At 34.4% G+C, this 23195-nt stretch carries 27 protein-coding genes; 6 read left to right on the top strand and 21 right to left on the bottom strand.

Annotated elements, in window-relative coordinates:
• Positions 1-179 precede the first annotated feature (179 nt).
• Both ACFVQC_RS14765 and cls read right to left on the bottom strand, forming a co-directional pair.
• Positions 180-638, bottom strand: coding sequence for a spore coat protein (locus tag ACFVQC_RS14765; protein WP_377894126.1), 459 nt, complete (start codon positions 636-638; stop codon positions 180-182).
• Positions 639-672: 34 nt separating this feature from the next.
• The gene (cls, locus tag ACFVQC_RS14760; RefSeq protein ID WP_377894124.1) at positions 673-1857 is read right to left on the bottom strand and encodes a cardiolipin synthase; all 1185 of its coding nucleotides are present in this window, start codon (positions 1855-1857) and stop codon (positions 673-675) included.
• A 159-nt stretch (positions 1858-2016) separates the two neighbouring features.
• Between cls and ACFVQC_RS14755 the strand changes: the two genes are divergently transcribed.
• Positions 2017-2103 (top strand): YjcZ family sporulation protein, encoded by an 87-nt coding sequence (locus ACFVQC_RS14755; protein WP_000505094.1) that lies wholly within the window; start codon positions 2017-2019, stop codon positions 2101-2103.
• Positions 2104-2234: 131 nt separating this feature from the next.
• Here the strand turns inward: ACFVQC_RS14755 and ACFVQC_RS14750 are convergent, their stop codons facing one another.
• The 8 genes from ACFVQC_RS14750 to cotH all read right to left on the bottom strand — a co-directional run bounded on the left by ACFVQC_RS14750 (position 2235) and on the right by cotH (position 10025).
• Positions 2235-2741, bottom strand: a complete 507-nt coding sequence (locus tag ACFVQC_RS14750) for an acyl-CoA thioesterase (protein WP_002200764.1) — start codon at positions 2739-2741, stop codon at positions 2235-2237.
• Between the two features lie 119 nt (positions 2742-2860).
• Entirely contained in the window at positions 2861-3730 is an 870-nt protein-coding gene (locus ACFVQC_RS14745; protein WP_377894123.1) for a TIGR03943 family putative permease subunit, read from the bottom strand.
• Positions 3731-3733: 3 nt separating this feature from the next.
• Positions 3734-4630 carry a permease gene (locus ACFVQC_RS14740; RefSeq protein WP_377894121.1) on the bottom strand — a complete coding sequence of 299 codons (897 nt, stop codon included), beginning with the start codon at positions 4628-4630 and terminating at the stop codon, positions 3734-3736.
• A gap of 199 nt (positions 4631-4829) precedes the next feature.
• A complete protein-coding gene (locus ACFVQC_RS14735; RefSeq protein ID WP_000933700.1) occupies positions 4830-5771 on the bottom strand; it encodes a magnesium transporter CorA family protein in 942 nt (313 codons plus the stop codon).
• Positions 5772-5954: 183 nt separating this feature from the next.
• Positions 5955-7334, bottom strand: coding sequence for a putative polysaccharide biosynthesis protein (locus ACFVQC_RS14730; RefSeq protein ID WP_264540635.1), 1380 nt, complete (start codon positions 7332-7334; stop codon positions 5955-5957).
• Between the two features lie 96 nt (positions 7335-7430).
• Entirely contained in the window at positions 7431-8033 is a 603-nt protein-coding gene (gene uptA, locus ACFVQC_RS14725; RefSeq protein WP_000880689.1) for an undecaprenyl phosphate transporter UptA, read from the bottom strand.
• A gap of 193 nt (positions 8034-8226) precedes the next feature.
• On the bottom strand, positions 8227-8844 hold the full coding sequence (locus ACFVQC_RS14720; protein ID WP_264540634.1) for an NUDIX hydrolase: 618 nt from the start codon (positions 8842-8844) through the stop codon (positions 8227-8229).
• Positions 8845-8948: 104 nt separating this feature from the next.
• Positions 8949-10025, bottom strand: coding sequence for a spore coat protein CotH (cotH, locus tag ACFVQC_RS14715; RefSeq protein ID WP_219921156.1), 1077 nt, complete (start codon positions 10023-10025; stop codon positions 8949-8951).
• Positions 10026-10206: 181 nt separating this feature from the next.
• Between cotH and exsB the strand changes: the two genes are divergently transcribed.
• The gene (exsB, locus tag ACFVQC_RS14710; RefSeq protein WP_377898572.1) at positions 10207-10803 is read left to right on the top strand and encodes an exosporium protein ExsB; all 597 of its coding nucleotides are present in this window, start codon (positions 10207-10209) and stop codon (positions 10801-10803) included.
• Positions 10804-10848: 45 nt separating this feature from the next.
• On the opposite strand, the gene ACFVQC_RS14705 is transcribed toward exsB, so the two are convergent.
• From ACFVQC_RS14705 to ACFVQC_RS14680, 6 genes are all read right to left on the bottom strand, one after another.
• The gene (locus tag ACFVQC_RS14705) at positions 10849-11460 is read right to left on the bottom strand and encodes a phosphoserine phosphatase 1 (RefSeq protein WP_033717930.1); all 612 of its coding nucleotides are present in this window, start codon (positions 11458-11460) and stop codon (positions 10849-10851) included.
• A 16-nt stretch (positions 11461-11476) separates the two neighbouring features.
• The gene (locus ACFVQC_RS14700; protein WP_377898571.1) at positions 11477-12019 is read right to left on the bottom strand and encodes a short-chain dehydrogenase; all 543 of its coding nucleotides are present in this window, start codon (positions 12017-12019) and stop codon (positions 11477-11479) included.
• A 13-nt stretch (positions 12020-12032) separates the two neighbouring features.
• Complete coding sequence (gene fosB, locus ACFVQC_RS14695; protein ID WP_377898570.1) at positions 12033-12449, bottom strand: FosBx1 family fosfomycin resistance bacillithiol transferase; 417 nt, start codon at positions 12447-12449, stop codon at positions 12033-12035.
• Positions 12450-12508: 59 nt separating this feature from the next.
• Positions 12509-14170, bottom strand: coding sequence for a peptide ABC transporter substrate-binding protein (locus ACFVQC_RS14690; protein WP_377894107.1), 1662 nt, complete (start codon positions 14168-14170; stop codon positions 12509-12511).
• A gap of 71 nt (positions 14171-14241) precedes the next feature.
• The gene (locus tag ACFVQC_RS14685; RefSeq protein ID WP_377895663.1) at positions 14242-15240 is read right to left on the bottom strand and encodes a DUF2628 domain-containing protein; all 999 of its coding nucleotides are present in this window, start codon (positions 15238-15240) and stop codon (positions 14242-14244) included.
• A 25-nt stretch (positions 15241-15265) separates the two neighbouring features.
• On the bottom strand, positions 15266-15718 hold the full coding sequence (locus ACFVQC_RS14680; RefSeq protein WP_002031467.1) for a methylated-DNA--[protein]-cysteine S-methyltransferase: 453 nt from the start codon (positions 15716-15718) through the stop codon (positions 15266-15268).
• A 133-nt stretch (positions 15719-15851) separates the two neighbouring features.
• Here ACFVQC_RS14680 and namA point away from each other — a divergent pair, with 133 nt between their 5' ends.
• Positions 15852-16889 (top strand): NADPH dehydrogenase NamA, encoded by a 1038-nt coding sequence (gene namA, locus ACFVQC_RS14675; protein WP_377895664.1) that lies wholly within the window; start codon positions 15852-15854, stop codon positions 16887-16889.
• 29 nt (positions 16890-16918) lie between these two features.
• Here the strand turns inward: namA and ACFVQC_RS14670 are convergent, their stop codons facing one another.
• A complete protein-coding gene (locus ACFVQC_RS14670) occupies positions 16919-17578 on the bottom strand; it encodes an oxidoreductase (protein WP_002148572.1) in 660 nt (219 codons plus the stop codon).
• Between the two features lie 112 nt (positions 17579-17690).
• Entirely contained in the window at positions 17691-17846 is a 156-nt protein-coding gene (locus ACFVQC_RS14665) for a hypothetical protein (RefSeq protein ID WP_198285187.1), read from the bottom strand.
• A gap of 268 nt (positions 17847-18114) precedes the next feature.
• On the opposite strand from ACFVQC_RS14665, the gene ACFVQC_RS14660 reads away from it, so the two are divergent.
• Both ACFVQC_RS14660 and ACFVQC_RS14655 read left to right on the top strand, forming a co-directional pair.
• The gene (locus tag ACFVQC_RS14660; RefSeq protein ID WP_002118552.1) at positions 18115-19065 is read left to right on the top strand and encodes a metal ABC transporter substrate-binding protein; all 951 of its coding nucleotides are present in this window, start codon (positions 18115-18117) and stop codon (positions 19063-19065) included.
• Positions 19066-19287: 222 nt separating this feature from the next.
• Positions 19288-19758 carry a GNAT family N-acetyltransferase gene (locus ACFVQC_RS14655; RefSeq protein WP_377898569.1) on the top strand — a complete coding sequence of 157 codons (471 nt, stop codon included), beginning with the start codon at positions 19288-19290 and terminating at the stop codon, positions 19756-19758.
• A gap of 14 nt (positions 19759-19772) precedes the next feature.
• On the opposite strand, the gene ACFVQC_RS14650 is transcribed toward ACFVQC_RS14655, so the two are convergent.
• From ACFVQC_RS14650 to ACFVQC_RS14640, 3 genes are all read right to left on the bottom strand, one after another.
• Positions 19773-20519, bottom strand: coding sequence for a VOC family protein (locus ACFVQC_RS14650; RefSeq protein WP_377898568.1), 747 nt, complete (start codon positions 20517-20519; stop codon positions 19773-19775).
• Between the two features lie 18 nt (positions 20520-20537).
• Positions 20538-21062 carry a PadR family transcriptional regulator gene (locus tag ACFVQC_RS14645; RefSeq protein ID WP_002148579.1) on the bottom strand — a complete coding sequence of 175 codons (525 nt, stop codon included), beginning with the start codon at positions 21060-21062 and terminating at the stop codon, positions 20538-20540.
• Between the two features lie 108 nt (positions 21063-21170).
• A complete protein-coding gene (locus ACFVQC_RS14640; protein ID WP_377898567.1) occupies positions 21171-22121 on the bottom strand; it encodes a CobW family GTP-binding protein in 951 nt (316 codons plus the stop codon).
• Between the two features lie 164 nt (positions 22122-22285).
• On the opposite strand from ACFVQC_RS14640, the gene ACFVQC_RS14635 reads away from it, so the two are divergent.
• A complete protein-coding gene (locus ACFVQC_RS14635) occupies positions 22286-23188 on the top strand; it encodes an aldo/keto reductase (protein ID WP_377898566.1) in 903 nt (300 codons plus the stop codon).
• Positions 23189-23195: the final 7 nt, after the last annotated feature.

Here is a 23195-nt window from a genome sequence, read left to right as displayed (position 1 = left end):
TTCCTCCCTTTGATAGAATATGTACAATCCCATATTACTCTTTATTTTTAAAGGAAAGATTTAAAAATAGTAAAGATACAGTAAACTATTGTAAATTTTCAGATAACATAACCGATCTTTAATCCCCCCTCTAATTAGACATAAAAAAACTAAGGCGCCTTTCATTCCACCTTAGCTTTTCACGCGAATTTTTCATTTTCATATACATGTTTAATCTTATATTCCTTCTTCACAACATATTGCCAAACATTATATGCGTAACGATTCATTTTCACAAAACAATTTTCCAGAAAAGAACGAAACTCCGGGTTCGCAACTTCTACTGCCACTTGAGCAAACTTTAATGCTAATCGTTTCAGATGTGTAATATAACAAATTGCAATCCCCATATCCCCTGTATATTCATTATCTGTTTCCCTATCCATTTCTGTAAATTCCGGCCACATTTGTTTACAAGTTATATGCTGTATATTTTCTCCTTCTTGAAAATTCACTTGTTCATTATATGCTTGTAACATATACGGCAAATGATGCTGTAAAATATCCTTTAATTCTTCATCTCGAACCTTGCCCGTGTACTCTCCAACTTTATATATAAGTGTGTAACTATATGTCATCAATTCTTTCATACAATCCATTAAAGCTCCTCCCTTCCTATTTTTCATCTATATACTATAAATATGATGCGATAACATTTGATATTCTTGCTAGAAACCAATCCCAGCTACTAATTTTCTCAAAATCTTCTTCAGAAAATCGTTTTGATTTATGAAAGTCTCCTTTTAATCGACTCCATACGTCAGCAACGACTTTCTTGTCATATATGAAACAGTTAGATTCGTTATTTAAGTAAAAACTTCTATTATCAAAATTTGCTGTACCGATATCAACGATTTCCTCATCGATGATTGTTACTTTCCCATGAAAAAATCCATTTCGATATTGATAAATCTCCGCTCCAGCATCTAACATGTCTTTCAAATAAGGGTAGGCAGCTTGTTTTAACAATACGGCATCACTTTTAAATGGAACGAGAATTTTCACACGGACACCACGATTTAATGCATCTTTCAGTCCTTTTACCATCTCTTTACTCGGTACAAAATATGGTGTAGCGATAATTAAGGAATGTTTTGCCTTCTTTAAAAGCGCTCCATACTCCTGCCATAAACCTTTCCCATTCGAAAATACATATTGATATTTTACATTTCCTTGTACAGGTAACTCTTGACGTATAGGGACCTTTTCTCCCGTATCTTCCTGCCAATCTTCCGCAAATTTCCGTTCCATATCAGTAGCTCCATTCCCTTCGATGCGTACATGATAATCACGCCACGGACCAAATTTAGGATCCTGCCCAAGATATTCCTTTCCGATATTGAAGCCACCAATGTACGAAACTTTCCCATCTATAGTAACAATGCGTCTATGATTACGTTGATGCAAAGAATAAAATAAGTTTTTTAATTTAAGTTTTTTACTAAATGTAAACTTCACGCCTTTTTCTTTTAATTGATTGATTATCTTTTTCTTAAGCTTATATCCGCCAATGCGGTCTACTGACAATTTCACATCTACTCCGCTAGATGCTTTTTTCTCTAATAATTGTAAGAATTCTTTGCTTACCTCATCTTTACCTACAATATAAAAATGAATATACACATTCTTTTCTGCACGATTTATATTCTCAAATAAACTTCTATATAACTCGTCACCGTTCGTATATAATTGAAAATCCCCTGACCGAATTTTTTCTAATTCATATCCACTAGCCATTTTCTTCCCCATTTCCACATCAACGTTCATCCATATGAATACACCTATAAAACAAATTATTACAATTAAAAAGTGTTTCATGGATACGTTCCTTTCTCTAACTACTGTTATTCCTATATCTTTCCTTTTTTTAAACATTATCATACAAAAAATATGTCATTGCATGATATACGTCCATATCAAACAAGAGCTCATCTGCATATTGTATGTTGTATCTTAAAATAAAAGGAGGAAATAACAATGGGCTTCGCACATGGTAATGGATTTGCGCTACTAGTCGTATTATTTATCCTCTTAATTATCGTCGGTGCTGCTTGCTTCTGCTAAGCAGTTATTGTAATACGATATGGGGATGAAAAAACTATAAAAGCGGACACCTATTTTTAGGTGTCCGCTTTTCATTTCATAAAATCCCCTAGCCCATTACAAAAATAGTACCACTAGGAAAGTATTTTACATCAAAAAGTTAGCAGTGTAGCTACCTTCTTACTCTCCGCCTTACGAATATGACGCTGTTCTGCACGTAACACAGCAATTCGATGCAATTCTTTCTCCTCTTCTGTCTCAGGGATAACACGCGGTACAGGAACTGGATTATTCTCCTTACTAAGCGCAACAAAAGTAACGAATGAAGTTGCTGCTACACGTTTTTCACCTGAAATTAAATCTTCTGCTACTACTTTCACAAATATCTCCATAGAAGTTCTTCCCGTCCAAATTACGAAAGATTCATAACTAACACAATCTGAAGAACGTACTGGGTATAAGAAATCTACCCAATCCATAGACGCTGTGACACATTCCATTCTCGAGTGTCTCGTTGCTGAAATTGAAGCAACCATATCCATCTCCGCCAATATCTTTCCACCAAATAGCGTGTTATGATCATTTAAATCCGTTGGAAATACTCGACTCGTTTTAAAAACTCTTGATTCATTAGCTGTTTTACCCTTTACTTCAGTCATTGTTATCACCCCTTTAATTATATATCCCTAATATCCAAACATTTACTACATCTCATGAACTACACGTTTAATATTAACAATTTTTAGAACTTTTAGTCCACAAAAAAGAACCGATTTTATCAATCGGCTCCTCTAAATACATATTGTTCTTTCGGCTGTTCAACTTTATTCCATTTCGTTACTTCTAAAACAGGAATATTCGCATGAAACGGCTGATAAAATTCAGTTGAAATTTCTCCTTCTACTTGAATCCAATCATCGTTTTTCCACTCTACACCTTCTGGTTTTTTTACTAACATACCATATACACCAGAATCCGCTACGCAATGTATAATACCGAAACGGAATAAGAAATATTGTTCTTTCTTAGAAGAGTCATCGCGGAAAACAAAGCCTTTAAATGATAAAGTTTTACCAGTAAATTCACCAGGATAATTGTAAATTGTCTCCATACCCTTTAGGAAATCTTCATCTTTTAATGCAATATTGTCTTTCGTAACAAACTCTTTCTTCCCTTTTTCCATTACACCACGATATCCTTCTTTTCCGTAATAAATACTCGTATCTGGTCTTAAGAATTGTCTCGTCATAAATGGATCTTTACTTTCCGCTTGTGCAACAGGAAAATGGAATCCCTTCGCTTTAACAATGTCCGAATCTAATGTTGCAATTGGGAAAAATAATCCTGAAATAATTGGGAAACAGAACAATGTGTACGAAAATGCTTTTTTCCACCATGTATTTTCATCTTTTGAATGATCATGCCCACAATGGCTGTGATCACAACTACAATCTTGTTTCTCTTTTTCCTTTTGATGCTCTTTCTGGAAAACGATAATAATTTGTATAATCGTTAAGAAACCTAAAATAATAGCTGCAGTTTTTGATAAATAGGCGTACTTCATATTTATATACTTCGTAATGTTACCGGAAATATGAAGCTGTCCAATTAAAATTGTGAAACCTAGTAATATATATGCTCGAAACATAACCTACCACCCCATCGCATAAATGAGTAGTGAGCTTGCATAAACAACAAGTGTAACTGTAACCGTCACAACAATTACAAATTTTGTTTTAAATGTCGCAAGCATCATAAACATATTTTTAATATCCACCATCGGTCCATATACGAGGAACGCGACAAGTGACGCTGTTGAAAATGTACTTTGGAACGAAGAAGCAATAAATGCATCCGCCTCTGAACAAAGTGATAAAATGAAAGCAAGTCCCATCATAACAGCTGATGAAGAAAACGGACCTTGTCCAATTGCAAGCAATGTTGAAGTTTGTACAAATACTTGAACCGCAGCTGCAATTAACGCACCTAGCACTAAATATTTTCCCATTGAGAAGAATTCCTCAACAGCATGTGTACATACATCCCACATTTTTTTACGTAACGGACGCTTATGATTCACTTCTGGGAAGTGATCATCTCTTAATTGATGTTCTTTAAACATAAATGATAATATAATTCCAACGATAATTGCTACGATAATCGCTACAATAGAACGATACCATACCATGTGCATACTACTTCCAAAAGCAACATATGTTGCAAATAATACAACGGGATTAATAATCGGTCCAGTTAACATAAATGCAATTCCTGCATAGGGTGGAACCCCTTTTCCGATTAATCGTCTTACAATCGGAACAATTCCACATTCACATCCAGGAAACATCATACCTAAAAAAGTAGCTAATAAAACGGACAGAAATCGGTTTTTAGGCATCCATTTTGCCACCATATCTTCTGTCACAAACATTTGAATGAATCCTGAAATAAATACACCAATTAGCACAAAAGGAAGTGCTTCGATTAATATTGAGATAAAGATTGTATTCATTTGCAGGAATGCTTTCGGTAATTCAAACAATTCCATGATGTATTTCCTCCAACTTTTCATTAACAATATGTAATTTTAACCCCATTTCATTATTTGAACAAGGGTTATACGGAATTCATAACCTTCATACACATTACATTTCACAAGTTATATTCTGTTCCAAAATTGAGATTTCATAGCAAAAAAAGCTGCTCTAGCGCAGTTTGACAACTATGCTAGAGCAGCTTTCTTATCATTAAAAGTAACGTTTCTTCCAAAAAACAAATGCTAAAGTGAAAGATAATGTTACACATATTATAAGTACAATTACAAAACCATATGCTTCCCCTTCAAATGGAACCTTTACATTCATTCCAAAGAAACTAGAAACCATCGTTGGTAATGATAAAATGATTGTAATAGAAGTCAACAGTTTCATAACACTATTTAAATTGTTAGAAATAACCGAACTGAATGTATTCATCATTCCACTTAAGATGTGACTATATATTTCCGCCATTTCAATAGCCTGCTTATTTTCAATTAATACATCTTCTAGTAAATCTTGATCGTCTTCATACATTTTCAAAAATGTACTGTTTCGCATTAATTTTTGAATTACAATTTTATTTGCCTTTAATGATGTTGTAAAATAAACTAAACTTTTTTCAAGGCCGAGCAATGTGAAAATTTCTTTATTTTTCATCGACTTATTTAATTGGTGCTCTAAATCGATTGTTTTTCGATTTATTTGCTTTAAGTATCTTAAATAATAAGTAGAAATTGTATATAAGAGCTGCAGTGCAAAGCGTGTTTTTTTAAACGTATAAAATTCTTTAATACGTTGATTAATAAAACGTTCAAAAATTGGATTCTCTTCTAAGCAAATTGTAACGAAACAATCTGGCATTACAATCATACCTATTGGAATCGTGTCATAAATTGAATTCCCCTCTTCATCATGCCTAACTGTCGGAATATCGACGATGATTAAGGTATTATTGTCTTCCTTTTCAATACGAGAGCGTTCTTCATCATCCAAAGGGTCTTTAATGAAATCTAAGTCTACATTTAAAGTTTGTACTAAATACTGAATTTCCTCTTCAGTTGGATGAAGTACATTAATCCAGCAACCCTTTTGCATTTCCTCAATCTCTTGTAGTTTTCCGTTTCGGTCTGTTAAATACATATTTAACATACTATCACCCCGATTCTTTTTACATGTGGGAATCTACCTCACTTAAACAACAGTTTTTGAACCGCTATTTTCAGCATATGAAACATACGTTTAAATTTCAATAGAAAAATTATTTTGAAAACGCTTTTACGTGAAAAATATTATAAACGTAGAAAAAGACAGAGGATTCTCTGCCTTAAAAGCTTATGTTGCTTTTATAACATATTTAGAGAGCATCCACAAGTTAAAACCAACTGAAATCGTATAACCAGCGTAAGTTGAAATGATAAAACTTACATAATCGAAATACGGAAGCAATACAATATTTAATATTATCTTTACAATAATTCCGATTACTAAACCTAATACTGTTTTCTGTTGTTGATTGATTCCTTGCAGCATGGCGGCCGTTACAGTAAAGAGAGAAAATAGTATACACGCAGGAGCATAATATTGTAGAATAACACTTCCTATCTCCGGATCATTCCCAGTACTAAACAAAAGCGTATATATTGGTTTTGCTAACACCATCATTCCAATCGCCGCTGGTACCGTAATCCCTACTACTAATATATTCGTCTTTGTAAAATGTTTATATAGTAACTTCGTATTCCCTGCTGTATAAGCTTTCGTCATCTCTGGAACGAGGGACATACTAAAAGCAGTCGCAACTGAAACGGGGATAAGTACAACCATTTGAACAAGGCCAATTATCGCATTGATTTTTTCCGCTTCTCCTTGCATATATCCAATTTGTATAAGTAGTTTATTAATTGTAAATGTATCAATAGTCTGATACAAAGGAATTGCTAAACCAACCACGACGAAAGGAATAGAATATGTAAAGAGCTCCTTATACAACGAGAAGAAAGATTTCGTCGTTTGCGGTATACTTGCCATCTCTTTTTTCTTTAAATGCCTTCTCCTTCTTACATAATACGCAGTTAAAACAGTTAATCCACCTATCGCTCCCATGAAAGCACCAAACGTTGAAATACCAACTGCTAGCGAAACAGACGCTTTTAAAACATATAATACGACAAAACTTCCTATCAATATGGTTAAGACCCGAAAGAATTGCTCTACAACTACACTTAATGCAGAAGGGCCCATCGACTGAAACCCTTGAAAGAAGCCTCTTAATAAACTCATTACTGGTACAAGTATTAACGCAAAACTTACAATTTGAATGTTAGTAGCGACTGCAGTTACACTATTCCCCGTTTGATCACTTCCATCAACTACAAGTTCAGCTAAATGCGGGGCTAATACATATAGTGTGAAACACGATACAACTCCCATTATTAACATAAAAACGATACCACTCTTTAGTACTCTTTTAACTGTATGATAATCATTTAGTTGATCATATTTTGATACCATCTTTGAAACAGCGAGCGGTAACCCCATCGTCGCTATACTCAGCATGATTGTATAAGGACGATATGCATATGTGTATAGAACGTACCCGCTCGTACCAACCATTGCTGTAAATGGTATAATATATATAAACCCTAACATTTTAGATATCATCGTTGCCATCGTTAAAAATATCGTTCCACGTATAAACGGTGACCCTTTCATTACATTCCTCCGCTACGCTTTATTATTACACATTATGGACAACTCCTTTTGTTTAGAACCGAAACAAATAAAAAAGCCAATGAATCATCATTGACTTTAACGTGTTGTTTTTTTCTTTTTCAAATACTTTAAACCGAAGTATAGTGCAATAAAGAGCACAGCTCCTATAATTATGTAATGTGTGTAATCAGATGCATACTCTTTAATATGACGCCAATTTCCACCAAGTTTTTCACCTAAGTATATAAATAGAATTGACCATGGAATGATCGCTACAACCGTATAAAGTGTAAATAGTTTTAATGGCATCTTAGCTAGTCCTGCTGGAATAGAAATAGCATGACGTACTACTGGGATAAAGCGTGCAGAAAATATTACGCCTGCTCCGTAACGCTTAAACCAACCTTCCGCTATGTCTAAATGGTGTTTATTAATAAGTAGATATTTCCCATATTTCTCTACAACTGGACGCCCTCCGTAGTATCCAAGCCAGTATAAAAAGATTTGCGCTAAAGTACCACCAATAGTTCCGGCGATAACTGCACCCACAAAACTAATTTTACCATCCGCCACTAAAAAGCCAGCATACGAAAGTACAATTTCACTTGGGATTACTTCAATCATTAAAGCAAGAGCTACTCCAAAGTACCCTAAGCTTGCAAAGAATTGCAATAACTGATCTATTATATTCGCTAACATATTCTTTTCTATCTCCTTTTTTCTTCACATACCCCCCATTATCACATAAAGATTGCCATCTGCCAATATAATCATGTGAATCTCTTCGCCTAACTCATAGACTTTAAAGAAGACTACACTATACTCTTTTTTGTTACAAGAATATGTACAGCCCTTCATCAATATACCCTAAAAAGATACTTGATTAATTTAATTAATCAAGTATCTTTTCCTTATTTCGATCCTTCATAAACGCAAACATTTCTTTAATCTGCCATTCTGTATTTCTAGCGATTGATAAATCAGGTATTTCATTTTCACTAAAAAAATCTATATCTTCTGTTTCAATGCTTAGTTTCTTTTCTCCACCAACAATCTCACAACCTATAAAAACCTTATATATATGGGTTGCTGATGGAGATGGTTGATGTTTTTCTTTATCGAATATTGCTAGTAGCCTAAAATGATCTACTTTATAACCTGTCTCTTCTGATACTTCTTTTGCCGCAACTTCTGTTGGCGTATAACCAATATCGGCCCATCCACCTGGCAATGCCCATTTCCCATCACTTTTTTCTTTTACAAATAATAATTTTTCATTTTGACAAACAACTGCTCGTATATCAACTTTTGGTGTTTGATAGCCTGTCTCACTTGCAAATAATTTCTCTACTACTTCCCAATCTGTTTTTGTGTAATGTGACATCATCGAAATCGAAATGTCTCGTAATTGTTGGAAACGTTCTATATCATACGCATCCTTAGAATACGTTAAACCCGCTTGGGCTATAGATTGTATTTGTTTTACCCAATCAATCCATTTAATCGTCATCTCTACACAACCCCATTCTCTATCAAATACATACTATTTCACTTTTTTCGTACATCTTTATTATACAAAAAAAGAGATTGATAATGTTCCAATCTCTTTCAAAATTAATCCAATTCATGTAAGTGGTCTTGTATATACTTTCTTCTTTTATTTATATATTCATAGATCATATCAGCCTCTTGATCAAATGTTTCTAATTTTTCTTTCATATATGGATCTTGTAGTAAATACGGACGAATCGATTCACATATTCCTTCTACTTTCGGCCTCATAAATGAAACTGTAAATTGTTCTTCTAATATTTCTTCTAAAATACTTCGATATTGCTTTCTAAATACAGGTATATCTAACAGCCTTGCACTTAACGTGTTATACCCTTGAATGCGAATATATTCATGATTAAGCGGTCTCCCTTGTACATCTCGCCCCCAAGTCGCATCATAATCCCACGGTATAACTTCAAATAAATTTGTTTCATCGTTATGATATAGTGCATAGTTATGAACGAAACCATCAAAGTTTTGCGTAAAAATAACTCCAGCTAACCATCGTAAATATTTATCTACATTTAGAAACTTCCCAATTTCTTTTTCATAATCTTCCCTCGACAAAGTATTTGCTTGAAATACGAATTCACTTAGTTGCTCTTCACTATTTTTATTCGAACATTTAAATTCATACCCTGCAAAAAGCTCAGTTTTAACATCTTTATCTCTCTCACTCATTAAAGAAAAATTCGCGTCGTCATCTATCGCATAATAAATAGAACCACTCGGCAATCCTCTACTTTTTAAAAAGTTTTCATCAACTGATTCTAACTGTAAATATACCCCTTGTATTTGACCATTTATTTTTATAAATACGTGCTGTGACTTCGGTGAAAGTACCCCAATATCATTAAAAAAGTCTAGTGATAATTTGTTACGAATAAGAGATGGATCCATAAATTCAGAGTTTAAATGAAACTCCTTTACCCCTTGAAATTTTTTTGGCTTATAAAACTTAACATGATAAGACTTTTTCTCAAACTCACGAATATGAGCGCCTCGATAAACGATATCAATATCATACTTCTTTTTTCCATATGTTAACTTTGCTGGCACTGGACTATCTGACCAAATATCTTTTTTCAATTCCACTAAGTACATTGGATGAATAAAAAAATCATATGAAGGTAGCATATTTTCCCATCCCTTCTCAGTTCTCTTCATTCAATGTATGCACCACGCCTTGTCCATACATCCGCTATCATCCATTTATATAAAAATACACTCTTGTCCTGTTCAGAAAGAAACCGTATCTCATATCATGTTAAGGAAAAAGAATACCTTTTCAATTTAATACTCGATAAGGAGGATTTCTATGAAACGTGATATTAGAAAAGCTGTTGAAGAAATCAAAAGTGCTGGGATGGAGGATTTCTTACACCAAGATCCAAGTGCTTTTGAGTGCGATGATGATAAATTCTCTCATCATAAATGTACAACAGGGTTTAAATGTACAACAGGGCGTAAATGTACAACAGGGCGTAAATGTCCAAGAACAAGATGTACTCGCGTGAAACATTGTACTTTCGTTACAAAATGTACTCATGTTAAAAAATGGACATTTGTTACGAAATGTACTCGTGTGCGCGTTCAAAAATGGACGTTCGTTACGAAAGTGACGCGTAGAAAAGAATGCGTTTTAGTTACAAAACGTACTCGCAGAAAACATTGTACTTTCGTTACAAAGTGCATACGCTTTGAAAAGAAATTTTTCTGGACAAAACGAAGTTTCTGTAAAAAATGCGAATTCTTCCCTCACGGACACGGTCGCTCTTGCGATGATTCATGTGATCATGGTAAGGACTGTCACGATGACGGGCATAAATGGAATGATTGCAGCGGTGGACATAAGTTCCCATGTTGCAAAAATAAGAAATTCGACCACTTCTGGTATAAAAAACGTAATTGTTAGTTTTTATGCCTACAAAAAAAGGCCGTTTTGCGGCCTTTTTTACGTTTATTGAAAATGACTTATATCTGCAAATTGTTTTACTTTTCCATTACCTTCTTCAAATTCTATTACGCTAAGACTAGCGCTATGCATAAATGGATCATCCCACACATTTTCTATTTCACTACCCGCGAAATGCCCAACAAGTAATTTTGCCGCTGCCGCATGGGAAACAATTAGTATATTTTCGCCTTTATGCTTTTCTAAAAGAAGCTGCATCCCCTCAATTACTCTTTTATGAACGGCCTCAAAATTTTCTCCTGATGTTGACTGAAAAAGATGTGGCTCATACCAAAACAATTGTATTTCTTCTGGGTATTGCCTTTCTATCTCATCGATTGTTTGTCCTTCCCATATACCCATGTTAATTTCATAAAAATGCTCATCCGCTATTATCGGTATATCACGTTCGCCCTTTATTAACTTTGCAGTATGAAGTGTTCTTTCACTCGGACTACTATAGATCGCATGGATAGCTAAATCTTTCATTCGGTCACCTAATTGTTTCGCTTGTAACATACCATTTTCAGTTAAAGCTGAATTTTTCCGTCCTTGCATTCGCTTCGCTACATTCCATTCTGTTTCACCGTGCCTTGTTACATATACAGTTGTTTTCATTTCTCATTCCCCCTTATCAATTTGGTCGTAATTCCCATGGTTCTATTTGCCCCACAATCCATTCATTGCAATTACTTTCAATCCCATTAATTACTCCATCTGATATTTCTTGATGAGTAAGCCATCTTCCGTATGTATCTTCTAAAATAAAACCTAATATAATTCTATGATACCGACAAAGCGTACCACCTATTTTCTCTGCAGTCATACGCGATGCTTTACTGCCTAAAATATGAAATAAACTGTATGTTTCAGACGAAAATTCTATCTCCTTACAAATGAGTGATAACGCATACTTTGCACTTGAATGTATCCATGCGACAACTAATGTTATGGGACCATTTCTCTCAATTGTACCTTTAATAGCTATCTTTACATCGTCATTATTATGATAATCTAACGGAAGGCATGTGATATTTTCTGGTGCAGAACTTGCTCCCTTCACATTTTCTAATTTCACTTCATCTCGTCCAATAATAGAAACATGGAATCCTTGCTTACAAAGCCACATAGAAACTTGCTTTAACATCCCTGTTCCCCCGATTACAAGTGCATGCAAATACTCTTCCTCCCTAGTAAAATGTCATATGTGGTTTTTCTTCCCTATAATAATTTAGACGGTCTTGTAGTGTCCCTGAATGAAACTCGAACTTGTGACCGTCAGGATCAACAAAATATATAGACTCACAATCTCTCACATTACGTTCTCTTCCTAGTAAAATATGAACATTATTTTCTTCTAACCGATGTAACAGGCGTTCAAAATCTTTTTGTTCAACAGAAAATGCGAGGTGCGTATAAGATTGATGAATCTCCTTTCTGGGAATATGTGCCTCTTCGTTCAGTGCTATCCATACTCCACATATATTGAAATATGCAAGTTTTCTCCCTTTAACTAATAGTTCTCCTTCTAGCACTCTTTCATAAAACATAATAGCGTTTTCTAAATTTGATACTGAAAAACAAAGATGATTGATTCCTTTCAACACTCCATGTTCCTCCCTAAACAAATAAAAGATGAGCGAAAATTCACTCATCTTTTATTATACTATTTCTTTGTAATATATGCCCATTTATAACTAAAGTCGCCACCGAACGTATGGTTAGCAATACCATTTACATACGTCTTCTCTAAGTAAGCTGTACTTTGTTGGTACGTAGGAGAGATTGCAGCATCTTGACCAATTAAGATTTTTTCAGCTTCTGCAAGTGCTTTCCAGCGTGCTGCGTCATCTTTTAGTAGTTCTCCTTTTGATTTTGCTACTAAATCATCGTACTTCGGATTTGAATAATCCATTTCATTAAATGAGCTTCCAGTAACGAACATATCAATATATGTCATTGGGTCTGGATAATCTGGACTCCATGCAGATAATGAGAATTCATATTCAAATTTCTTTTCTAAATCTAACTTCTGCTTATATGGTTGTTGCTTCAAATTCACTTTAATACCAGGTAAGTTTTTCTCTAATTCTTCTTTAATAAAGTCGCCCACTTTTTTACGACTACCGTTATCATCATTTAGTAATTCTACTGTAATTGTATCTTGACCAAGTTCTTTCTTCGCTTCTTCCCACAGTTTTTTTGCTTTCGCAGCATTATCTTTACTGTCACGGAAATTTTTATTTACAGTACGGAAGTCTTTTCCATCTGGTCCTGTCGTAAACTTTTCAGGTACTAAGAAATACGCTGGCAATGATCCATCATTCAAAATTACATCCGCAATTCCTTTTTTATCGTACGCTAAATCAATCGCCTCACGAACCTTTTGATTTTTAAACGTTGCATTTTTTTGATTAAAACGTAGGAAATACATACGTGGGTCTAGCTTCGTTTTAAATTCATCTGGTTTATTCTTTTTATATTTGTCTACAAACTCAGAACTTAAAATGACACGGTCTGCTTGATCACTATCATATAAATTTACCCCAGTACTTGTCTCTTTTACTATACCCACATTAATTTCTTGTAATTTTACAGCATCTTTATCCCAATAATTTTGGTTTTTCTTTAACTGGTAACTTTGTTCATGTTTCCATTCACTCATTGTAAATGGTCCATTGTACAATAATTTATCTGCTTCTAATCCGTATTTATCCCCTTGTCCTTTTACATACTTTTCATTTAATGGGAAGAATGTAGGGAACGAAGTAAGCTCAAGGAAATAAGGTGCTGGTTGCTCTAATTCTACTACCAACGTTTTATCATCCTTCGCTTTAACACCTAATTGATCCGACGGTACTTCTCCTTTATTTACTTTCTGTGCATTTTTCACATCAAATAAAATAAATGCATATTCTGCTGCTATTGCTTTATCTAATGTACGTTGCCATGCATATACAAAATCTTGTGCTCGAACTGGATCACCATTTGACCATTTTGCATCACGTAATTCAAATGTATATGTCTTTTTATCTTCACTAATCTTCACGTCTTTGGCCATACCTGGAGTTGGTTTATTATCTTTATCTAGACGATATAATCCTTCCATTGCATTTACAAATACACGGAAAGATACAGAATCTGTTGATTTAGATGTATCCATTGAAGGAATTTCAGCTGTTTCTAGCAAATTTAAAACTTGTTTATCTGCCATTCCCTTACTTGATTCTTTCTTCGTTGTCGAAGCCTTCTCCCCATTCCCACATCCCGCAACCAGTACACTAGTCGATAACGCAAGTGCAGCAATTGTTGTTGCCTTTCTCTTCATTCTTCCTTCCCCCAATCTATATGTATAAGTTAAAACTTGTATAATATATTTTATTATACAAAAGATTCTGATTATTTTAAATATTTATTTTTATAAAAAGAAAAAAAGCGGTCAGAAATTGCTTTCCCTCCGCTTTGTTGAATAGCATTTACTTGTAAGCCATCCTCTATATCAAATGGATTTTGAACTTTAAATATTTCCTCCATTATCTTCAAAAACTCTTCTTCATTTTTAGATTCACCATTAATCGTAAGGGAGTATGGCTCAATTTCACTCAATTTATAATCAACAATAAATTGAATTGTAACTTTTTGTCTTGGCATCCCTGGGCTGTATCCTTGAAATTCTACTAATTCCATACCTTCCGAACCACGATAATATATCCACCCTGAATTTTGAAAATAGCTTTCAAACGATTCACCAATCGAAAAGAAAGGATATTCATAAAGCGAACTTGTGCGTACTTTTTGTATAATATCTCGATCAGTCGGAAAAAAGAAATGACTGAAAAAAATACTAGCAACTGCTAAAATAGTAACGATTGTTGCTCCCATTTTACTCGTTCCACCACTATCACGGATCAGATAATTTTCAACCGATTCATCTTTAATTCCCCGTGCTTTTATTCGATATATACGCCTTTCTGCAAATTGATAATATAATCCATTTGCAAAAATCCCCATCCCAAATAGAATGAAAATGAGTAATAAAAACGTAAGAGGCACCATATTAATGATTGGCAACGCTACGTTGAACCCCATATAATAAGAAAATGCATCACATGCTACTAATAACAGTATAAATAAAGCAGCAGGTAAATAATACTTACGATATCCAAGCCAACCTACATTGAAAATAGCAGCCAAACCATTCCAGCTCCACCTAGCAATTCGCTTATTCTCAAGCTCCCATTTTCTTTTGTAATATGGATATTGTCTCCCTACATATACTTCTAATTCTTTGTCTATTAGCGAGCTTTCTTCACCTTGTTTATTATGCAAGTTCCGTTGACAATTTGCACAATTCAACTGATCATTAATACAAGGTCGCCCACAATTTATACATTTCAAAACAATCCCTCTTTCCATCCATACTTCATTTTAATATGCCTTCATGCTTCAATAACCACTCTTTCCTCCATAAACCACCTGCATACCCAACAAGTTTTCCACTCTTTCCTATTACACGATGACATGGAACGATAATTGAAATTGGATTCCGGCTATTTGCCCCTCCTATCGCTCGTACAGCTTTCGTATTCCCAACCTTATCTGCAATATCTAAATATGAAGCACTTACGCCATATGGTACGGTGTAAAGTGCTTCCCATACATTCTTTTGGAATGGTGTTCCTTCAGCAGACAATGGAACTGTAAACTCTTTTCTTTTTCCTTCAAAGTATTCATCTAATTCATTTATACATTGTTCAACAAGTTCATTTTTATGTTCTTCTTTTCTTTCTTCAACAAATATAACAGACGTAATCCCTTTCGTATTCGCTGTAATTTCCAGCAAACCTAATTCACTTTCATAATAAGCCTGATACATATGTCATCCTCCAATTCAATTCATATTAGCCATTGTAACACGAATAGACAAAATTTTTCGTATAAGCGTTTTATTAGAGAAACAAAAAAGAGAATGATACAATGTAAGAAAATTCAATTAAGGAGGCTATTTGATGAATCCCCAACTTTTTTCACCCTATACAATTAAGGACGTTACACTAAAAAACCGTATCGTTATGTCGCCTATGTGCATGTATTCATCAGAGAATGAGGATGGCCAAGTAACTAATTTTCATCTCGTCCACTATGGAACCAGGGCTGCCGGTCAAGTAGGTTTAGTTATGATTGAAGCAACAGCTGTATTACCTGAAGGACGAATTTCTAACAAAGACTTAGGCATTTGGGATGATAGCCTAATTGAAGGCTTACATAAAACGACAACTTTTATACATGATAACGGTGCAAAAGCTGCCATTCAACTCGCACATGCCGGAAGAAAGGCTGAATTAGAAACGGATGCTTTCGCTCCTTCAGCAATTCCGTTTAACGATAGAATGAAAATACCAGTAGAAATGAGTAAACAGCAAATTAAAGAAACTGTTTTGGCTTTTCAAAGAGCTGCTTTACGCTCTAAAGAAGCTGGCTTTGACGTTATTGAATTACACGGTGCCCACGGTTATCTTATTAATGAATTTCTTTCTCCACTTTCCAATAAGCGAACTGATGAATACGGGGGCTCACCTGAAAATCGCTATCGCTTCTTACGTGAAATCACTGATGCAGTAAATGAAGTTTGGACTGGGCCGTTGTTTGTTCGTATTTCTGCTAATGATTATCATCATGAAGGTTTAACTGTTCATGATTATGTTCAGTATACAAAATGGATGCAAGAGCAAAGCGTAGATTTAATTGACTGTAGTTCTGGTGCAGTTGTTCCAGCACATATTGATGTTTATCCTGGTTACCAAGTACAATATGCTAAACATATTAAGGAGCATGTTAACATTGCAACTGGTGCGGTAGGATTAATTACAACAGGATCACAAGCAGAGCAAATTTTAAAAACTAACGAGGCAGATTTAATTTTTATCGGACGTGAGTTACTTCGCAATCCATACTTCCCAAGAATAGCCGCCAATGAACTCGGCTTTGAATTACAAGAACCATATCAGTACCGACGAGCACCCGGAAAAATTAAAACTAATAAATAAAACCGAGAAGTGAGTCTTCTCGGTTTTATTTATTCTATCGTTGTAATTTCATTTGAATTATAAATATGGATACCCGATTCTTCACGCAGCGCTGTTATATACATTCCTTTCGCCACATCTTTGGCTGAAATTGGTTTGTACTTTTTAAAAGCCCCTTTAAATATAAACGGAAGAATACGAGATAATTTCTCAGCCATTCTTTCCCCAAAACGATATTCTTGTCGATTTCCTACTAATAATGACGGCCTGAAAATGTGTATGCCACCAATAACTAGCTTTTTCAGCTCCTCTTCCATTTTCCCCTTCACTTGCGAGTAAAAGAAGAATGATTTAGGATTTGCTCCCATTGATGAAATAACAAGAAAATTTTGCACGCCTTGTTTTTCAGCTAAGCAGGCAGCTCGCAATGTATATTCATAATCTACTTTTTTAAAATTCACCTTCGACTTCGCTTTTTTTATCGTTGTTCCTAAACAACTAAAAACATCATCTACTGCAAAAAATTCTTTATATTCCTCTAATACTGAAAAATCCACCTGTTTCTGCTGCAATTTCTCATGCTGTAATTGTAATGGTTCTCTTACAAAAATAGTAACCGAATCGTAGTAATCTGAGTCAAGTAATAGTCGCGTTATTTCTTGTCCAACTAGCCCACTTGCGCCAAGTACTAACGCTGTTCGTTCATTCATATATATACCTCTTTATTTACTTTTCTCTCCTTTTGCTGAAAGTCGCTAATAGGAGTTTCCGTTTTATCATTTTATCATAATTAAAGTACTATGCGTAAGCATAGTGCTTTAATTACTCTTTTTTCTTTTCTTTTTCTTCAACTGGCAATTTCGTAATTGTTGTAGCATCCCCTAAATTACTTATTAGTCTTCTTAAAAAAATTAAAACAAAAGATAACGGCAAAACAACCGCAAGTATTAAAAAGATAGCCTCCATAATGTAACCCAAGCGCTCATCCCCTTTTTTCTGCTCCCTCCCAATATATGAAAGTAACATTGTCACATATGCACCAATCACAAAAATTAATACCTTTCTTTTTGACAGATTTATAACAAAATCAAATCGTAATGATTATTATTTATTGCAACTTTCATAAAGATGTATTATACTAGGTTCGCGAGCTAAAACGTAATTATTCCGTTTTGTATTAAAATGATATTTTTCTTCTATAATTGGGGGAAGATATATCCGTAAAAAAAGAAAAGAGGAGAACTTCATGCCTAAAAGATTGACTATATTTTCATTCTTACTTATTTTCACTTTAATTTTTACTGGCTGCTCAAATAAAAAAGAAGATACTGCCAAGAAAGATGGAAAACTAACTGTTTATACAACCATTTTCCCACTTGCTGATTTCGCAAAAAAAATCGGTGGTGATTATGTAAATGTAGAAGCAATTTACCCACCTGGTGCGGATTCTCATACATTTGAACCGAGTCAAAAACAGACTGTACAAATCGCAAAAGCCGATTTATTCGTTTATAACGGTGCAGAATTAGAACCATTTGCCGAAAAAATGGAAAAATCCTTAAAAAAAGAAAACGTAAAAGTTGTAAATGCATCTAAAGATATCGAACTTCGTGCTTCATCTGAAGAAGAGCAGCACGATCATGGAGACGGTCATAAAGAAGATGAACATCATCACGATAAAGACCCACACGTTTGGATAGATCCTACTCTTGCGATGAAACAAGCAGAAAAAATTAAAAATGCACTTGTAGAATTACAGCCTGAACATAAAAAAGAATTCGAAAAAAACTTCGCAGCACTTCAAACAAAATTTACTGATTTAGATGATCAATTTAAAGCAGTTGTTGCAAATGCAAAAACGAAAGAAATATTAGTTTCACATGCAGCTTATGGCTACTGGGAACAACGATACGGTTTAAAACAAATCCCAATCGCTGGAATTTCAGCATCTGATGAACCATCTCAAAAACAGCTTGCTGACATTACAAAAACAGTAAAAGAACACGGTTTAAAATATATTTTATTTGAGACATTCTCTACTCCAAAAGTAGCATCAGTTATTCAAAAAGAAACAGGTACAAAAATTTTACGCTTAAATCACCTTGCTACTATTTCTGAGGATGATGCTAAGAACAATAAAGATTACTTTACTTTAATGGAAGAAAACGTGAATACATTGAAAGAAGCTACTAACTAATCAACTTTTTATCCCGTATTAACGGGCAGTAAACGCCCGATTGGTGCGTGTTGATAATGAGTGGGGGATGCCCCCCCACTCATTAAAGTTTCACTTTATAAGAAGCTGAATATGCCATTCAGCTTCTTTTTTGTTTGTTCTCACTTGACTTGGCCGAAATAACAAGTAAAATTATCCATATTAGCTTTTAAGCTATAATAATTTAGAAGGTGAGTTGGAACTATGAATCTTCACATTTGTGAAGTAACAGCAAATAATTGGCGTTCAGTAGCTGCTTTAAACGTAACAAAAGAACAGCAGCAATTTATTGAAAGCAATGCGTTTTCTTTAGCTGAATCATTATATGAAGAAAACGGAACGTCAGTAGGCTTATATGACAAAGAAACACTCGTTGGATACGCAATGTACGGTTGGCATTCCAAAAAGCATGAAAGCGTATGGTTAGATCGTTTTATGATTGATCAGCATTTTCAAGGAAAAGGATATGCAAAACGTTTCCTTCGTTTACTAATCCAATATTTACAACAAAAATTTGAATGTAAAATAATTTATTTAAGTTTACATCCAGACAACAAACTCGCAATGGGACTATATGAATCATTTGGCTTCCGTTTAAACGGAGACATTGATGACGAGGGTCCAGTTGTAGGTGTTGTAATGGAATTACTAATAGATGAAAATACAAGCCTGTGAAAACAGGCTTTTTATTATTTATTTATTAATGTCACATTTTCTATATTTAATTTCTTCTCCCTATGTGCTTCGCTTTTGCAATCTAGTATTATCTCCGTAAAATGCTCATCCGATTGAATTAGATAAATCATTTGATTGTTTAAACGTATTACTATTTCTTCTTCTTCATTTGTAACATCTGAAAATAGACAACTAATAATGTCTCTATCTTCATTTGTTATTTCTCCATATAATTTCACCGTATTTATTCCTGTAATTCCCTGCTCCAAACTATTTGGATACATATATTTCTCCATATATTCTCTGCTCTTTTGATCGTCCATTTGTTGTAGAAAAAATTGAAACGGCATCCCCTTCATCGGCTGTATGTATGCATTTTTCCACGGCATAGTTTTCTTAAATAAATTAAAAAACCACTTGTATTGTAATGGTTCTGGTTTTGTAATTTCAATTCCACCTTCTATCATTTTCCCATACACTTTATCTATATTTTCAACATCAATTGCCAGTCCGATGAGTCCCCTATGGCCATCACAATATTTCTGAACCCACTCTTGTACCCAACCACCCCCATCTTTTGTTTTTACTCTTACTAATTCTAAATATTCTTTTCCAATCCATATGTTAGATACTTTAAACCCTTTCGTTCCCTTTCCCCATTTCGGAACATATGGAAGCCCGATAGAATGTACATTTTTAATCGTTTCCTTATTTTCTTGTATTTCTTTATTTACATTTATAACAAGATGATCGATTTTCATATTCTTCCCACCACATTTTTAGTTTTTTAATAGTTTCTCTAACCTATGAATAAATCGAAGTTGCATCTCACATTGTTCATACATATTTTCGAAAATTAGTTTCACATACGCTGGCGCGTTATCTTTTAGTCTTTCTCCTTCCCTCATCTCTTCATAAGTAGATCGTATTTCACTTTTCTGCTCTTCTAAAGCTTCTAAAATTTCCTCTCTCATACTCTCTTCTTCTGACAGAAATGTTAACGCTGTATATAGATGTTTCGGAAACATAACTGAAGTTTTTTGAAACGACTCCTTTAATAACCTTTTAAATTCTTGACTTCCCTTTTCTGTAATACAATATATCGTTTTCGACCGTTTTCCGGTCATTTCAATTGCTTTAACTTGAATGAAATTTTCATTTTCCATTTTTTTTAATGCGTGATAAATAGAAGCTGGGAAAACTTCCGCCCATTTATTACTTTGCACCATATTTAGCGCCTGTTGTATTTCATAACCAGATAGCGACTCCCTTTTAGTAAGCAATCCAAGAATCATTAAACGCACCTTTTCTCCCCCTACCCATAACAAAATACTAAACGTTTAGTATTTTCAGATTATCTTAATACAAATTCCAATTTTAGTAAACAAAAAAAGCCTGCAATATACGCAGACTTATTTCACACACTCTTGGAAATGTTCTTGGAACCATTCTTTATTAATATCTTTTCCGATGAACACTACTTCACTTACTCGCTCTTCGCCCTCTTGCCACTCTCTATCGTACGAAGCAGCAAACAATGTATGTACACCTTGGAAAACAATTCTTTTATCTACTCCGTCAATAGATAATATCCCTTTGTAACGATATAAATACTCCCCTAGCTCTTGCACGACAGCTGACATCCACTCATTCAGTTTTTGTAAATCTAACGAACGCTCTTCACGTAGTACAAACGATTTTACACCTTCTAAATGGTTATGTTCTTTATGAGGGTAAATTTGTAACGTATCTTTCGTTTTAAACGTTTGAATTTGTAGTAGCGATGGTATATCTACCTCACAGTTAGTCGTCTCGATTAATTTTGCAGTTGGATTAATTCCTTGCAGTTCATGCACGAGACTTTCTTTCTCATTTTCTTCAATTAAATCTAATTTATTAACTAACACAACATCAGCAAAGGCAATTTGTTCTTTTGCTTCTAGTCCCTTTTCAAAATGTTTATGTATATGATAGCTATCTACAACTGTTACAACACCGTTAATTTGGTATGCAGATTGAATAACTGGATCTAAAAAGAAAGTTTGAATAATCGGACCTGGATTTGCAAGACCTGTTGTTTCAATTACTAATCCATCAAATTCCATTTCCCCTTCTGCTTTCACATCCAGTAATTGTTTTAAAGCAACAAGTAAATCTTCACGCACAGTACAGCATAAACAGCCATTTGTCATTTCCATAATTTCTTCTTCAACATTCATAATCAATTGATTATCGATACCAATTTGTCCTATTTCATTTACAATCACCGCTAATTTCTTACCGTGATTTTCTGATAAAATACGATTTAATAATGTTGTTTTCCCTGATCCAAGAAAACCCGTTAATATTGTTACTGGAATCATTTCGTACCTCTCCTTATAGCTAAATGTTTCTATATTATAGCATATAGAAAAAATCGTTTTTGTAGCAAAACATATTTATTGTATGTACGACCCTGTAACTATATAATAATATGTAGCAAGAAAGCCTTTTCAAAATATTATCATTCATCAAGGAGGTACTTAAAATGGAACGAGTTCAAATGGCCGAAACACTGGAATTTTCTCGTATTATTCAAGGATTTTGGCGTTTAGCAGAATGGAATATGACGAAACAAGAATTACTTTCTTTTATTGAATCTTGTATGGATATGGGGATAACTACTTTCGATCACGCTGATATTTATGGTGGATATAAGTGTGAAGAATTGTTTGGAGAAGCACTACAACTCAAGCCTTCCTTACGCGAAAACATGCAAATTGTCACAAAATGTGGAATCGCTCCCCCATCACCGAAATTTCCAGAGCGATATGTTGCTCACTACAATACGAGTGCTGAACATATCATAAAGAGCGCGGAGGATTCATTACAAAACTTACATACAGATTATATTGATGTATTACTCATCCATCGTCCTGATCCATTTATGGATCCAAACGAAGTGGCAGAAGCTTTTTCACGCTTAAAGCACGAAGGAAAAGTACGTCACTTCGGTGTATCTAACTTTTTACCTTCACAATTTAATATGTTAAGTTCATATTTAGATTTCCCGCTCATTACAAATCAAATCGAAGTATCTGCGATGCAGCTTGAGCACTTTGAAAAAGGTACGATTGATTTATGCCAAGAAAAACGAATCAACCCAATGATTTGGTCACCTCTTGCTGGTGGTGAAATCTTTACCGGTCAAACTGAACGTGCTGTACGTGTACGTGAAACACTGCAAAAAGTTGCTACTGAGCTAGGTGTTGATAGCATCGATACTGTTATGTATGCATGGTTACTTGCTCATCCAGCTAAAATGATGCCAATCGTTGGCTCAGGTAAATTAGATCGTGTAAAAACGGCCGCTCTTGCTACAAAAGTTAACTTAGATCGTCAACAATGGTTTACAATTTTTGAAAGCTCTAATGGACATCCTGTACCATAATATAAAG

The organism is Bacillus sp. NPDC057893, from assembly GCF_042796455.1.
Lineage (GTDB): Bacteria > Bacillota > Bacilli > Bacillales > Bacillaceae_G > Bacillus_A.
This window is presented reverse-complemented; position numbering and strand designations above follow the sequence as displayed.

What these genes read in the sequence shown, in the direction of transcription:
- ACFVQC_RS14765 (WP_377894126.1), bottom strand. Translation starts at nt 638, where the DNA reads ATGGATTGTATGAAAGAATTGATGACATATAGTTACACACTTATATAT.
- cls (WP_377894124.1), bottom strand. Translation starts at nt 1,857, where the DNA reads ATGAAACACTTTTTAATTGTAATAATTTGTTTTATAGGTGTATTCATA.
- ACFVQC_RS14755 (WP_000505094.1), top strand. Translation starts at nt 2,017, where the DNA reads ATGGGCTTCGCACATGGTAATGGATTTGCGCTACTAGTCGTATTATTT.
- ACFVQC_RS14750 (WP_002200764.1), bottom strand. Translation starts at nt 2,741, where the DNA reads ATGACTGAAGTAAAGGGTAAAACAGCTAATGAATCAAGAGTTTTTAAA.
- ACFVQC_RS14745 (WP_377894123.1), bottom strand. Translation starts at nt 3,730, where the DNA reads ATGTTTCGAGCATATATATTACTAGGTTTCACAATTTTAATTGGACAG.
- ACFVQC_RS14740 (WP_377894121.1), bottom strand. Translation starts at nt 4,630, where the DNA reads ATGGAATTGTTTGAATTACCGAAAGCATTCCTGCAAATGAATACAATC.
- ACFVQC_RS14735 (WP_000933700.1), bottom strand. Translation starts at nt 5,771, where the DNA reads ATGTTAAATATGTATTTAACAGACCGAAACGGAAAACTACAAGAGATT.
- ACFVQC_RS14730 (WP_264540635.1), bottom strand. Translation starts at nt 7,334, where the DNA reads ATGAAAGGGTCACCGTTTATACGTGGAACGATATTTTTAACGATGGCA.
- uptA (WP_000880689.1), bottom strand. Translation starts at nt 8,033, where the DNA reads ATGTTAGCGAATATAATAGATCAGTTATTGCAATTCTTTGCAAGCTTA.
- ACFVQC_RS14720 (WP_264540634.1), bottom strand. Translation starts at nt 8,844, where the DNA reads ATGACGATTAAATGGATTGATTGGGTAAAACAAATACAATCTATAGCC.
- cotH (WP_219921156.1), bottom strand. Translation starts at nt 10,025, where the DNA reads ATGCTACCTTCATATGATTTTTTTATTCATCCAATGTACTTAGTGGAA.
- exsB (WP_377898572.1), top strand. Translation starts at nt 10,207, where the DNA reads ATGAAACGTGATATTAGAAAAGCTGTTGAAGAAATCAAAAGTGCTGGG.
- ACFVQC_RS14705 (WP_033717930.1), bottom strand. Translation starts at nt 11,460, where the DNA reads ATGAAAACAACTGTATATGTAACAAGGCACGGTGAAACAGAATGGAAT.
- ACFVQC_RS14690 (WP_377894107.1), bottom strand. Translation starts at nt 14,170, where the DNA reads ATGAAGAGAAAGGCAACAACAATTGCTGCACTTGCGTTATCGACTAGT.
- ACFVQC_RS14680 (WP_002031467.1), bottom strand. Translation starts at nt 15,718, where the DNA reads ATGTATCAGGCTTATTATGAAAGTGAATTAGGTTTGCTGGAAATTACA.
- namA (WP_377895664.1), top strand. Translation starts at nt 15,852, where the DNA reads ATGAATCCCCAACTTTTTTCACCCTATACAATTAAGGACGTTACACTA.
- ACFVQC_RS14670 (WP_002148572.1), bottom strand. Translation starts at nt 17,578, where the DNA reads ATGAATGAACGAACAGCGTTAGTACTTGGCGCAAGTGGGCTAGTTGGA.
- ACFVQC_RS14660 (WP_002118552.1), top strand. Translation starts at nt 18,115, where the DNA reads ATGCCTAAAAGATTGACTATATTTTCATTCTTACTTATTTTCACTTTA.
- ACFVQC_RS14655 (WP_377898569.1), top strand. Translation starts at nt 19,288, where the DNA reads ATGAATCTTCACATTTGTGAAGTAACAGCAAATAATTGGCGTTCAGTA.
- ACFVQC_RS14650 (WP_377898568.1), bottom strand. Translation starts at nt 20,519, where the DNA reads ATGAAAATCGATCATCTTGTTATAAATGTAAATAAAGAAATACAAGAA.
- ACFVQC_RS14640 (WP_377898567.1), bottom strand. Translation starts at nt 22,121, where the DNA reads ATGATTCCAGTAACAATATTAACGGGTTTTCTTGGATCAGGGAAAACA.
- ACFVQC_RS14635 (WP_377898566.1), top strand. Translation starts at nt 22,286, where the DNA reads ATGGAACGAGTTCAAATGGCCGAAACACTGGAATTTTCTCGTATTATT.